The 11,663-nt window shown below is 71.4% G+C and carries 12 protein-coding genes; 1 reads left to right on the top strand and 11 read right to left on the bottom strand.

The window, feature by feature from the left end; all coding sequences use genetic code 11:
- From HALOF300_RS17465 to HALOF300_RS17415, 11 genes are all read right to left on the bottom strand, one after another.
- Positions 1 to 367, bottom strand: a 367-nt coding sequence (locus tag HALOF300_RS17465; RefSeq protein ID WP_456299652.1) for a hypothetical protein, incomplete at its 3' end; no start/stop codon positions are given.
- 88 nt (positions 368 to 455) lie between these two features.
- The gene (gene alc, locus HALOF300_RS17460; RefSeq protein WP_156742194.1) at positions 456 to 1,538 is read right to left on the bottom strand and encodes an allantoicase; all 1,083 of its coding nucleotides are present in this window, start codon (positions 1,536 to 1,538) and stop codon (positions 456 to 458) included.
- On the bottom strand, positions 1,535 to 2,884 hold the full coding sequence (allB, locus tag HALOF300_RS17455; protein WP_269455305.1) for an allantoinase AllB: 1,350 nt from the start codon (positions 2,882 to 2,884) through the stop codon (positions 1,535 to 1,537). Before allB ends, alc begins: the two co-directional genes overlap by 4 nt.
- On the bottom strand, positions 2,881 to 4,074 hold the full coding sequence (locus HALOF300_RS17450) for a glycerate kinase (RefSeq protein WP_156742193.1): 1,194 nt from the start codon (positions 4,072 to 4,074) through the stop codon (positions 2,881 to 2,883). Before HALOF300_RS17450 ends, allB begins: the two co-directional genes overlap by 4 nt.
- A gap of 4 nt (positions 4,075 to 4,078) precedes the next feature.
- Entirely contained in the window at positions 4,079 to 5,854 is a 1,776-nt protein-coding gene (gcl, locus tag HALOF300_RS17445; RefSeq protein WP_156742192.1) for a glyoxylate carboligase, read from the bottom strand.
- A gap of 58 nt (positions 5,855 to 5,912) precedes the next feature.
- The gene (locus HALOF300_RS17440) at positions 5,913 to 6,791 is read right to left on the bottom strand and encodes a 2-hydroxy-3-oxopropionate reductase (protein ID WP_156742191.1); all 879 of its coding nucleotides are present in this window, start codon (positions 6,789 to 6,791) and stop codon (positions 5,913 to 5,915) included.
- Between the two features lie 31 nt (positions 6,792 to 6,822).
- Positions 6,823 to 7,647 carry a hydroxypyruvate isomerase family protein gene (locus HALOF300_RS17435; RefSeq protein WP_156742190.1) on the bottom strand — a complete coding sequence of 275 codons (825 nt, stop codon included), beginning with the start codon at positions 7,645 to 7,647 and terminating at the stop codon, positions 6,823 to 6,825.
- Positions 7,648 to 7,886: 239 nt separating this feature from the next.
- Positions 7,887 to 8,255: an allophanate hydrolase-related protein gene (locus HALOF300_RS17430; RefSeq protein ID WP_156742189.1), complete on the bottom strand. Its 369-nt coding sequence runs from the start codon at positions 8,253 to 8,255 to the stop codon at positions 7,887 to 7,889.
- Positions 8,256 to 8,294: 39 nt separating this feature from the next.
- Entirely contained in the window at positions 8,295 to 9,110 is an 816-nt protein-coding gene (locus HALOF300_RS17425) for an alpha/beta fold hydrolase (protein ID WP_197522646.1), read from the bottom strand.
- Between the two features lie 74 nt (positions 9,111 to 9,184).
- On the bottom strand, positions 9,185 to 9,997 hold the full coding sequence (locus HALOF300_RS17420; RefSeq protein ID WP_156742187.1) for an alpha/beta hydrolase: 813 nt from the start codon (positions 9,995 to 9,997) through the stop codon (positions 9,185 to 9,187).
- A complete protein-coding gene (locus tag HALOF300_RS17415) occupies positions 9,994 to 11,058 on the bottom strand; it encodes a class I SAM-dependent methyltransferase (protein ID WP_197522645.1) in 1,065 nt (354 codons plus the stop codon). Before HALOF300_RS17415 ends, HALOF300_RS17420 begins: the two co-directional genes overlap by 4 nt.
- 172 nt (positions 11,059 to 11,230) lie before the next feature.
- Between HALOF300_RS17415 and HALOF300_RS17410 the strand changes: the two genes are divergently transcribed.
- Positions 11,231 to 11,587, top strand: coding sequence for an iron chaperone (locus tag HALOF300_RS17410; protein ID WP_156742186.1), 357 nt, complete (start codon positions 11,231 to 11,233; stop codon positions 11,585 to 11,587).
- Positions 11,588 to 11,663: the final 76 nt, after the last annotated feature.

Below are 11,663 nucleotides of genomic sequence, written 5' to 3'. Positions count from 1 at the left end.
ACGGGCGGCCCGCCGCCGGGGCGGTGGACCGGGCCGGAGGGCCGGGCGGGCCGGAGGCCCACGGCATTGCGCCCGGGCCGTTCGGGGAGCCGAAGGCAACGGTGGAATCGGTCTCGGCGCCGCGGGGGCGCTGCTCGACGACGATCTCCGGGGCGCCGCCGCGGAGGCGGACCTCGACGACATCGCCGTCGAGCCGGAGGGTGACGTCGGCGGCGACGTCGGACGCGAGCTCCATGAGGCTCAGGCGTAGGGCTGGTTCGAGGGTCTGGGAGAGCCGCTCGGCGGCCTCCTGGACCTCGGGCGAGGAGGCGCGCGTCGCGTTGGCGAGTGCCTGCTGCAGCGAGGAGAGGTAGGGGTTCAGGTCCATGACGCCATCATGACATCATGATGGCGTCATGCGCAACCCCAAACTGACGTCAGATCGAATCAGAGTGACGTCAGACTGACACAGACGACTACGGGCGGGTCTCGTCGAAGCGGGCGCGAGCGCGCGCGAGGTCCTCCTCGGACAGCTCGCCCCAGGCCCGGAGCCGGCTCAGTCCGCCGTCGGGATAGACGTCCAGGCGCAGGTGCGTGGCGGGTACCCTCGCGTCGGTGAGGAACCGGTGCCGGGTGTCGGCCTGCACGGCCACCTTGGCGAGGATGTCGGTCCACTGGCCGCCCTCCCCGTCGGGGCTGGTGTCCAGGTCCGCGCCCGGGGCGAGGTCGGCGACGCTGAGCCGGACCCAGCCGGGCGCGTTGCCGACGTAGTAGCTCGTGTCCACCTCGACGTGCCGGATTGTGCCGCGCTGGGCCAGATTGAAGATGGCGTAGTCGTTGCCGGGGCCGCGGCGGCGGGCGTTCTCCCACCCCTCCCCCATGTTCCGGGCGCGCCCGGGCAGGATGATCGCCGCCGGGGAGGAGTAGAACGCGTCCGAGGCGTAGGCGAGGCTGCCGCCGTTCTCGGCCGCGGCCAGGTCGATGGTGCCGGTCAGGAAGTCCGGGTCCGGCACGGCTTCGCCGTGCACGCGGAAGCGGGCCACGCCGCCGTCGGGATAGATGGACAGGCGCACGTGGGTCCAGCGCCGGTCGGAGTCCACGGCGTAGTGGTTCGCAGTGTCCCCGAGCGCGTCGCTGCGCGGCACCAGGGTGTGCCAGTCCGCCTCGAGCAGGTCCGCGACGCTCGGATAGCCGTCCAGGGCGAGCGCCTCCACCGAGATGAACGGCGGATAGTTGCCGCGGAACCACGCGGTGTCCACCACCACGCCGCGCACCACGCCGGGTACGCCGAGGCGCACGATCGCCCAGTCGTTGCCGTCGTCGCGGCGACGTCGGGTCTCCCAGCCGTCGTAGACCTTGCCCTTGTGGCCGAAGTCGGCCGGGTCGAAGGCGGGCCGGTGCGCGCTGATCAGGTTCTCGCGATGGGCGAACAGCTCGTCGTTGGCGGCCACGACCGACCCGGCGAGCGCACGAGAGGCGAGGTCGGGGTAGCTGAGGAAGTCGGGGACCGAGTCCTCGTTCTCCGTTCCGGTACCTCCGGGGGCTGCGTGGGTGTTCATGCGTGTCCTCTCCGGAGCAGCGCTCCTCGTGGTGTGTGGAAGTCCACCTCGACGCCGCGGAGCAGGGTGGTCCGTACCACTCCCTGCAAGGTCCGGCCGGCGTAGGCGGTGATGGGGTTCTTGTGGTGGAGTGCGGCCGGGTCGACGACGAACGTCTGCTCCGGCGCGAAGACGGCGAGGTCGGCGTCGGCGCCGACGGCGATCGCGCCCTTGCGCTGCAGGCCGGCCACCCACGCGGGGCCGGCCGACATCCAGCCGACCACCCGGTCCAGGTCGATGCCGCGCCCGCGTGCCGCCGTCCACATGATCGGGAGCCCGAGCTGCAGGGAGGCGACGCCGCCCCACGCCTGCCCGAAGTCGCCGGTGTCGAGCGCCTTGAGGTCGACGGTGGACGGCGAGTGGTCGGAAACCACGGCGTCGATGGTGCCGTTGGTGAGCGCCTCCCAGAGACGGTCGGCATTCGCACCCTCCCGGATCGGCGGGCAGCACTTGAACGTGGTGGCGCCGGCCGGGACGTCCTCGGCGGTGAGGGTCAGGTAGTGCGGGCAGGTCTCGACCGTGATCCGCACGCCGTCGCGGCGGGCGCTGACGATCATCGGCAGCGCGTCGGAGGAGCTCAGGTGCAGGATGTGCACGCGCGCCCCGGTCCAGCGGGCGCGTTCGATGACGACGGCGATCGCCAGGTTCTCGGCGCCGCGCGGCCGGGAGGCGAGGAAGTCGGCGTAGCCGCGCCCGTGGGCGGGTGGGGCGTGTTCGATCGCGCCGGCGTCCTCGGCATGCACGATCATCTGCGCGTCGAGCCGGGCCAGCTCGCGCAGGTCCAGCTCGAGTTCGTCGGCGTCGAGCGCGCCGAACTCGTCCACACCGGACGGCAGCAGGAAGCACTTGAACCCGAACACGCCCGCCTCGTGCAGGGGCGCAAGGTTCGGTGTGCTGCCCGGCACCGCGCCGCCCCAGAAGCCGACGTCCACGAACCGCTTGCCCTCGCTCGCGGCGATCTTCGCCGCCAGGGCGGGCACGTCGACCGTGGGCGGGATCGAGTTCAGCGGCATGTCGATGACCGTGGTCACGCCGCCGGCCGCGGCCGCCCGGGTAGCGCTGGCGAAGCCCTCCCAATCGGTGCGGCCGGGCTCGTTGATGTGCACGTGGGAGTCGACCAGCCCGGGCAGCAACACCTCGTCGGCGGCCAGCGTGCGCACCTGCGCGCCGGCGAGCCCGGCGCCCAGGGGTGCGATGGTCGCGATCATGCCGTCGCGGACACCGATCTCGACGGCGGCGCTACCGTCGGGCATGATGGCTCGCTCGGCCCGGATCACCAGGTCGTGGGCCAGCTGCTCCGACGTCACCTTGGCTGCCCGCCGATCAGGTGGTTCCTGCCGAGGATCTCGCTGACGTCCTCCAGCAGTGCACCGGCCCGGGCCAGGCAGGTGGCGACGTCCGGTTCGATCGAGGTGAGCGGGTAGACGGCGAGGATGCCGTTCTCGCGCAGCCGCTCCGCGGTCAGGGTGGTGCGGCCGGCCACGGCGACGGTCGGCACCCCGGCGGTACCAGCGGCCGCGGCGACGCCGACCGGGGTCTTGCCGAACATGCTCTGCTCGTCGAGGGACCCCTCCCCCGTGATCACGAGGTCGGCGCCGGCCACCCTGGCGTCGAAGCCGATCAGGTCAAGGACCACCTCGACCCCGGGCCGGCGGGTCGCGCCGAGCAGAGCCAGGGCGGCGAAGCCGAGGCCCCCGGCCGCACCGGCGCCAGGGCTGGCGGCGACCTGGGCGGCGCGTGCGAACCCGGCCTCGGCGAGGGCGTCGACCCAGCGCGCCAACCCGGCGTCCAGGTCCGCGATCGCGGTGGCGTCGGCGCCCTTCTGGGCCCCGTAGACGGCGGCCGCACCGTCCGGGCCGAGCAGCGGGTTGTCCACGTCCGAGGCGAGGACCACCTCGGTCTCCGCGAGCCGGGGGTCGAGCCCGGACGCGTCCACGGCGACCAGCCGGCGCAACGCGTCCCCACCCGGGCCGAGCTCGCCGTCGGGGCCCCTCAGCCGCAGCCCGAGCGCCTGGGCGAGCCCGGCGCCGCCGTCCGTGGAGGCGCTGCCGCCGACCCCGAGCACGATCCGGCCCGCCCCGTGGTCGAGGGCGTGCGATACGAGTTCGCCGGTGCCGTAGGTGCCGGACCGGCGTGCCGCGTCGTCGTCCGCTGCCGTGAACGCCAGCCCGGACGCGGCGGCCATCTCGATGACCGCCACCCCGTCGCGGGCGGCGTACGTGGCCCGGACCGGCGCGCCGAGCGGGCCGGTCACGTCCACCTCGACCGGTGCGAAGCCGGAGGCGACGGCCGCGGCCACGGTGCCCTCACCGCCGTCGGCCACGGGCAGTTCGTCGATGTCCAACGCCACCACCGCACCCTCGGTGACGAGACGGCGCAGGCCCGCGGCGACGTGCGCGGCGACCTCGGTCGCCTCGAGCGAACCCTTGAACTTGTCCGGTGCGATGAGGATCCGGGTCGGCGCTGAGGGCAGAGTGGGCACGATGGCGTGTGTCATGCCCCTAGTCCAGCAGGGCGACGGCGGTCGGCGCATCCTCCGCCGAGATGGCAAGCGATTCGAACTCGAACACATCGTCGATCTTGACACCCATCGCGATGTTCGTGACCCGTTCCAGGATCACCTCCACCACCACCGGCACCCGGAGCTCGTCCGCCATCGCGGTCGCCTTGGCGAGGGCGTCACCGAGCTCGTCGGGCCGGCGCACCCGGATCGCCTTGCACCCCAGCGCCTCGGCGGCCTTCACGTGGTCCACGCCGTAGCCCTCGAGCTCCGGTGAGTTGATGTTGTCGAAGGCGAGCTGCACCTGGTAGTCCATGTCGAACGCCCGCTGGGACTGACGGATCAGGCCCAGGTAGGAGTTGTTCACCACCACGTGCACGTAGCCGATGTTGAACTGGGCGCCCACGGCGAGCTCCTCGAGCATGAACTGGAAGTCGTAGTCGCCGGACAGGGCCACCACGGTCTCCTCGGGCAGCGCCCTGGCCACGCCCAGCGCGGCCGGACCGGTCCAACCGAGCGGTCCCGCCTGACCGGCGTTGATCCAGTGCCGGGAGCCGTACACGTGCAGGAACTGGGCACCGGCGATCTGGGACAGCCCGATCGTGGTCACGTAGCGCACGTCACGCCCGAACGCCCGGTTCATCTCCTCGTAGACCCGCTGGGGCTTGATCGGCACCTCGTCGAAGTGTGTCTTGCGCTGCATGGTGCGCTTGCGCTCGGCGCACTCGGCGGCCCAACCGGAGTAGTCCGGCACGGCCCCGGCGGCCTTGCGCTCGCGGGCGACCTCGAGGAACAGCTCGATGGCCGCGCCGGCGTCGGAGGCGATGCCGTAGTCGGGGGCGAACACCCGCCCGATCTGGGTCGGCTCGATGTCCACGTGGATGAACGTGCGGCCGCGGGTGTAGGTGGACAGCTCACCGGTGTGCCGGTTCGCCCAGCGGTTGCCGATGCCGAACACCAGGTCCGAGGCGAGCAGGTTCGCGTTGCCGTACCTGTGCGCGGTCTGCAGCCCGGCCATGCCGACCATCAGCGGGTGGTCGTCGGCGATCGCGCCCCAGCCCATCAGAGTCGGGATCACCGGCACGCCGAGGCTCTCGGCCAGTTCCACCAGGCCGGCCTCGGCGCCCGCGTTGACGATTCCGCCACCGGCGATGAACACCGGACGCTCCGCGGCCAGCAGCATGTCGATGGCCTTCTCGGCCTGGGCCCGGGTGGCCGCGGTGCGGTGCACCGGAAGCGGGGTGTAGGTGTCCGGGTCGAACTCGATCTCGGTCATCTGCACGTCGACGGGCAGGTCGATCAGCACGGGGCCGGGCCGGCCGGAGCGCATCAGGTGGAACGCCTGGGCGAACACGGCGGGCACCTGCCCTGCCTCGAGCACGGTCTTGGCCATCTTCGTCACCGGGGCGGCGATGCTGGCGATGTCGACGGCCTGGAAGTCCTCCTTGTCCAGCTTCGCCACCGGGGCCTGGCCGGTGAGGCACAGGATCGGCACGGAGTCGGCCCAGGCGGCGTACAGGCCGGTGATCATGTCGGTGCCGGCCGGACCGGAGGTGCCGACGCACAGGCCGATGTTGCCGGCCTTCGCGCGGGTGTAGCCGTCGGCCATGTGCGAGGCGCCCTCGACGTGGCGGGCGAGGACGTGGTTGATGCCGCCGTGCGCCTTCATGGCGGAGTAGAACGGGTTGATGGCGGCACCGGGCACGCCGAACGCCTGCGTCACGCCTTCCTTCTCGAGGATGGCCACGGCGGCGTCCACTGCTCTCATGCGAGGCATCGTTCGCTCCTTCAGGATCTGGGGTTTCGGGGGGGTGGGCGTCGGTGCCCGTGGGGTGTCACTCGGTGCCGGAGAGGCGGGTCACACCTCGGAACAGGCCGGAGTGGTCGAGGGAGCCGTCGCCGTTGGCGCGGGCGGAGGTCATCAACTGGCCGACCAGGGCGCCGAGCGGGATCACCACGCCGGCCTCGCGGGCGGCGGAGGTGACGATGCCGAGGTCCTTGTGGTGCAGGTCGATGCGGAACCCGGGGGCGAACTCGCGCCCCAGCATCTTGGCGGCCTTCTGGTTCAGCACGGCGGACCCGGCGAGCCCGCCGCCGAGTACCTCCAAGGCTGCCTGGGTGTCCACGCCGTAGGCTTCGAGGAACACGATCGCCTCGGCGAGGGCCTGGATGTTCGCGGCGACGATCAGCTGGTTCGCGGCCTTGACGGTCTGCCCGGAGCCGCTCGGCCCGACCAGGACGACCGTCTTGCCGACGGCCTCGAAGACCTCGGCCGCGGCGTCGAAGTCCTCCCGGGCGCCGCCGACCATGATGGACAGAGCGGCGTTGATCGCGCCGGCCTCGCCACCCGAGACGGGTGCGTCCAGGAACCTGAAGCCCTTCTCCTTGGCCTCGCCTGCCAGCTCGACCGTGACGTCGGGGCGGATCGAGGAGAAGTCGATGATCAGGGTGCCCGGCCGTGCGTTCGCGAACACGCCGTCGTCGGCTGTGAGTACCTGCGCCACGTCCGGGGAGTCGGGGACCATGATCGCGACGACGTCGGCTCCGGCGACCGCCTCGGCGATGCTGGCGGCCGCGATGCCGCCAGCCTCGACGAGGGGCCGGGCCTTCTCCGGCGAACGGTTGTAGCCGAGCACGGTGTGCCCGGCGTTGGCCAGGTGGACGGCCATCGGCGAGCCCATGATGCCGAGTCCGATGAATGCGATGGTGCTCATGGCGTCGGTGCCTCTCGTTGGTCGATGGGGTTCAGTTCGCGGCGCGGTCGGCCGGCGTCAGCCACGCGAACGGGTCGGTCGCGGCGGACTTGTACTCGAGGCCGAACCAGCCGTCGTAGCCGCCGGCGAGCAGGTCCGCAGTCCAGTCCGCGATCGGCAGCTCACCGGTGCCGGGCCGGTCCCGGCCGGGGGCGTCGGCGATCTGGACGTGGGCGATGCGGTCACGGTGGGCGGCGATCGCGGCCGGTACGTCGTCGCCGTTGACGGCGAGGTGGTAGACGTCGAGCAGCAGGCCGAGGTTCGTCGCGCCATGCTCGCCTGCCACTCGGCCGATCACGCCGACCGCATCCGCGGCGGTGAGCAGCGGGTAGCGGGGGGCGCCGCTGACCGGCTCGACGAGCACGGTGCCGCCGATGCGCCCGACGGCGGCGGCTGCGGCGGCGAGGTTGGCGGCGCCGAGGTCGTCCTGCTCGGTCTGGGAGACGCCCTCGATCCGGTTGCCGTAGAGGGCGTTGAAGGCCCGGCACCCGGTCGCTTCCCCGATCCGGGTGACGACGTCCAGGTTGGCGGTGAAGTCGTTGGAGCGCTCGGGCCAGGAGACCAGCCCACGGTCCCCGCCCGGCATGTCTCCGGCGTTGAAGTTCAGCCCGGTCAACTGCACCCCCGCGGCGGCCAGGGCGTTCACGAACGCGTCGATCTCGTCCGTCGACGGCGTGGACGTCGGGAACGGCCACCAGTACTCGACGGCGTCGAAGCCGGCTACCCGCGCGGCAGCGGGCCGTTCGAACAGGGGTAGATCGGTGAGCAGGATCGAACAGTTCACGGTGTAGCGGGGGGCAGCGCCTGCGGCGGTCATCCTGACTCACTCCTCCGAATTGGCATCTTCCGCATGTCGGAAGTTGTTTTCCTACTGACGAAAGAATAGGAGAGATCCGGGGGCCCGTCAAGGGTCGGAGCCGGTTCGCGCGCTTCCACGGAAGCGCTTGCTCGCAGCGACGATGAACCTCCGGACTGAAGCAGTAGGTTCTGGGTTACTGCCTCGGGCGCGCACGTCTGCCCGACGTCGGGAGGTTCTGCGTCAGCCTTTGGTGACGCTCAGGCGCGGCGGTGCGCCCGCCAGTCGCCGGCGGCGGAGATGTCGGCATGTCGGCCGGACGCGACCTCATCGGGTCGCAGCACCATGGACAGCACGGCCCGGCCGTCGTCCAGGCGGATCACGCCCAGCTCCAACTCGGGCGGCTCGTCGGGCAGGAACTTCTCAGCCAGCACCGCCAGTGGCACGTCGTAGAGTTCGCCGACGACTGCCGCGGTTCCACCCGGGGCGATGCCCGGGAACTCTTCCCGGACCGAGAAGAACCGGTACGCGGGCGCCGTGCGCACCAACCCGAGGAAGGGGTGCCCGGCGATGTTGTGATGCACGCCGCCGCCGCGCATGCCCTCACCGTTGACGAACAGTTCGGTCATGGCTACACACGCTGTCACGGGTGGGCGTGCGGAGCCAAGTCAGGACCCGGACCGGCGCCGCTCGAGTCCACGCAGGAACGTGTCCAGTTCCGTAGTGAACCGCTCCGAGTCCTCGATGCAGCTGACGTGTCCGACGCCGGGCAGGACCACCAGGCGAGATCCGGGGATCGCGGCGCAGAGGGCGTCGGCGACGAACCTCGGTGCCCGGACGTCGGCCTCGCCGTGCAACACGACGGTGGGCACGTCGATCAGGGGGAGGATGTCACGCAGGTCGGCCTCAGCCGAGGACCGCGCCATCGCGCGGAACCCGCCGGGCCGGAAGGTGGCGGCAATGTTGTCGCGGACTTCGGCGACCACGTCCGCGGGGGCGCCTGGCGAGAACATGCTCGGAACCAACTTCGATGCGAACTCCGAGGCTGGCAACAGGGACGCCGCAAGGCAGGTCCGCAACCGGCTTGCGACGGTGTCCGCCGGCAGCGATCCCGCCCAGCCCGCGTAGGCACCGGCGAGGACGAGTCCTCGCACCTGGGCGTCAGGGTGCCGCCAGTACTCGAGCGCCAGGGCACCGCCGAATGACAGCCCGAGGAGGACGGGCCGCTCGAGCCCCAGCGCTGAGATCAGGCCGGCCAGGCAGGTCGCGTAGTCCGGCAGCCGGAAGGACTCGGGCACGTCGGAGGATCCGCCGGACCCCGGTGGGTCCCAGGAAACGACCGTGTACGAGCCCGACAGGGCGTCGATCTGGTGGTGCCAGGTCCCTGCCCCGTCACCGACGAACCCACCCAGGAGGACGATCGGCCGACCGCGGCCCGCCCTCGTGAAGGCGATCCGGATCCCATCGACGTCGACGGTGCCCACCCATCCATGATCCCATCCGCCGGGCCGGGACGGAATGGCATCGAACAGCAGGTCCGGACGCCGTCGCCGTGGCGTCACGAGGCGCTCCCACCTCGGTGTCCGGCTGTCGCCGTGACCGCGGTACGAATCCAGGCGTCGATGCCGTCTGCGACGTCCTGCCATCCGTCATCGAGCATCAGGTCATGACCCGAACCTTCGACGACCACGGCTCGGGTGCCGTACGCGTGCGCCGTCCGTTCCATCTCCGCCAGGGTGAAGAACCGGTCCTCCTCGGCCGCCAGCACGAGCACCGGTGCCCGGACCCGGCCCGGACGGGGCCGTAGCACGATCGTCTGCAGGAAGGCCAGGTAGGACTCGTCCCTGAGCCGAACCCACGTGTCATGGACGACCCACTGGTCGGTCCGAGCAGTGAAGAAGAGATCGCGTACCAGGGTGTGCGTCCGGACGAACGGCCACATCCGCAGGGTCAGGGTGGCGCGCAGCAGAGCACCCGGGTGCCGCAGTGCCAGGCGGCCGACGGCGGGCAAAGTGCCGCGAACCGGGGTCGGCGCCAGCAGCACCAGACCCGCCGCCCGCTCGCTCTCCACGACCTTCTGCGCCACCAGGCCACCCAACGAGTGCCCGACGACGACCAGCGGCGGCCGGCACCCGGCCGCCGCATCACGGACGTCCTCGACGTAGTCGTGGATGCGGTGCCAGATCCGCCCGGTCCGTCCGTCGTGACCACGCAGCTCGACGGTGCGGACGTCGTTGCCGAGGTCGCCGAGCCGCTCGGCCAGGTCCTCCCAGCACCATGGTCCGTGCCATGCACCGTGGACGAGCAGGATCGTCGCTCCGGAGGTGACGCCGGTGGGCGCCGGGAACTCGGTGGCAGGGTCGGTGGTCACGGGCGCGCCTCGTACACGATGTTGAACGGGGTCTCGGTGACCCGCCGGAACCGGCCGAAGCCGGCCTCCTCGATGACCCGGGCGATCGGCTGCTCGCCGGCCTGGTTGCCGAGCGCATCCGACGCGCCCTCGGAGATGGCATGCGGCACGCACAGGAAGATCGAGAGCGAATAGTAGAGCCGGCCGACCGGCGTCAGGTTGTCCGCGACGACGTCGCCCGCGTACGGCTCGACGATCAGCCACACGCCGTCGTCGGCGAGCGTGCTGCGGATGTGCCGGGCGGCCCCGACCGGGTCGCCCATGTCGTGCAGGCAGTCGAAGGTCGCCACGAGCCCGAGCCCGCTTGCCGTGAAATCGGCCGCGGCAGCGACGGCGAACTCGACCGTGTCGCCGAGCCCGGCCTCCGCCGTCAGCTTCCTGGCCAGCTCGATGGAGCCCGAGTCGTTGTCGTACCCGATCACGGTGGAGGCCGGGTAGGTCTCGGCGAGGATCCGGGTCGACGACCCGAGCCCGCAGCCGACGTCGGCGACCGTGATGCCACGGTCCAGCCGTTCGATGAGCCCGTCGACGGCGGGCAGCCAGCTGCTGACCAGGTTCGCGACGTAGCCCGGCCGGAAGAAGCGCTCGCAGCCCACCGCGACGTCGTCGCCGTGCTCGCCCCAGGCGAAGCCGCGCCCGCTGTGGAACCGGTCGATGATCGCGTCCCGGTCGTCGAAGCACGCGAGAGCCATCTGGAACGCGCCGGGCAGCACGAGCCCGTTCGGGTCGGCGAAGGCGAGCGCCTGCGCCGGTGTCATCCAGTACTGGTCGGTTTCCGGCCGGTAGCTCACCAGCTTTCCGGCTGCCTGCCCGCGCAGCCACTCGCGCACGTACCGCTCCACCGTGCCGGTGTACTCGGCGAGCTCGACGGCGGTGAGCGGGCCGGCCTCGGCCAGCGCGCGATACAGACCGAGCCGGTCACCGATCACGATGTTGCCGGCGGCGCCCGTGGCCCCCAGGTCGTTGACGAAGCGACCGAGAAGTTCGTTCAGCTCGGTCTCGTCGATGGTGGTGTTCGTCATTGGTCCCTCTCCTGCCCCGGCCGAGCGGGGTGCTCGGGCCGTGGCGCTCAGAGTGACGCGGCGACCCTGGCCGGACGTTGGCGTAGCGTTGGCGGGACCTTGGTGGCCGGGCACAGGCGCAGTGCCCGGCGCCGATGACCAGGCTCTGGCTCCATCTGCGGGAGGCACCTCCATGACGACGACAGCCGACCACGACGCCTACATCGCTGCGGCGCCCGAGCGCTTCCAGCCCTCGCTGAAACGGTTGCGCACGCTTCTGTCCCGCGCCCTGCCGGAAGCGGACGAGATCGTGGCCTACAACATGCCGGGCTTCAGGATCGGCGGCTCCGTCGTCGCGAGCTATGCGGCCTTCAGCAAGCAGTGCGGGCTCTATGTCCTTCCGGGCGCCATCTCCGAATGCGCCGAGGCCATCGCGGCCGCCGGCCTCAAGGCAACCAAGACCGGCATCACGTTCTCGCCACGCAATCCGATCCCGGACGAGCTCGTCGAAAGGCTGGCGCAGACGTCACGAAAGGATGCCGGGCCGTGACGGATCAGGCTGTTCAACAGGTGATGGCGACTATGTCGTACCTGGTGCCGGCGCGCCTCAAGACTGCGGTAGGCAC

Source organism: Occultella aeris, from assembly GCF_902703175.1.
GTDB classification, from domain to species: Bacteria; Actinomycetota; Actinomycetes; order Actinomycetales; family Beutenbergiaceae; genus Occultella; species Occultella aeris.
The sequence above is the reverse complement of the archived record's forward strand: the minus strand, read 5'-3'. Positions and strand labels throughout refer to the sequence as shown.

Coding starts and splice junctions, on each gene's coding strand:
- alc (WP_156742194.1), bottom strand. CDS start 1,538: ATGAACACCCACGCAGCCCCCGGAGGTACCGGAACGGAGAACGAGGAC.
- HALOF300_RS17450 (WP_156742193.1), bottom strand. CDS start 4,074: ATGACACACGCCATCGTGCCCACTCTGCCCTCAGCGCCGACCCGGATC.
- gcl (WP_156742192.1), bottom strand. CDS start 5,854: ATGCCTCGCATGAGAGCAGTGGACGCCGCCGTGGCCATCCTCGAGAAG.
- HALOF300_RS17440 (WP_156742191.1), bottom strand. CDS start 6,791: ATGAGCACCATCGCATTCATCGGACTCGGCATCATGGGCTCGCCGATG.
- HALOF300_RS17435 (WP_156742190.1), bottom strand. CDS start 7,647: ATGACCGCCGCAGGCGCTGCCCCCCGCTACACCGTGAACTGTTCGATC.
- HALOF300_RS17430 (WP_156742189.1), bottom strand. CDS start 8,255: ATGACCGAACTGTTCGTCAACGGTGAGGGCATGCGCGGCGGCGGCGTG.
- HALOF300_RS17415 (WP_197522645.1), bottom strand. CDS start 11,058: ATGACGAACACCACCATCGACGAGACCGAGCTGAACGAACTTCTCGGT.
- HALOF300_RS17410 (WP_156742186.1), top strand. CDS start 11,231: ATGACGACGACAGCCGACCACGACGCCTACATCGCTGCGGCGCCCGAG.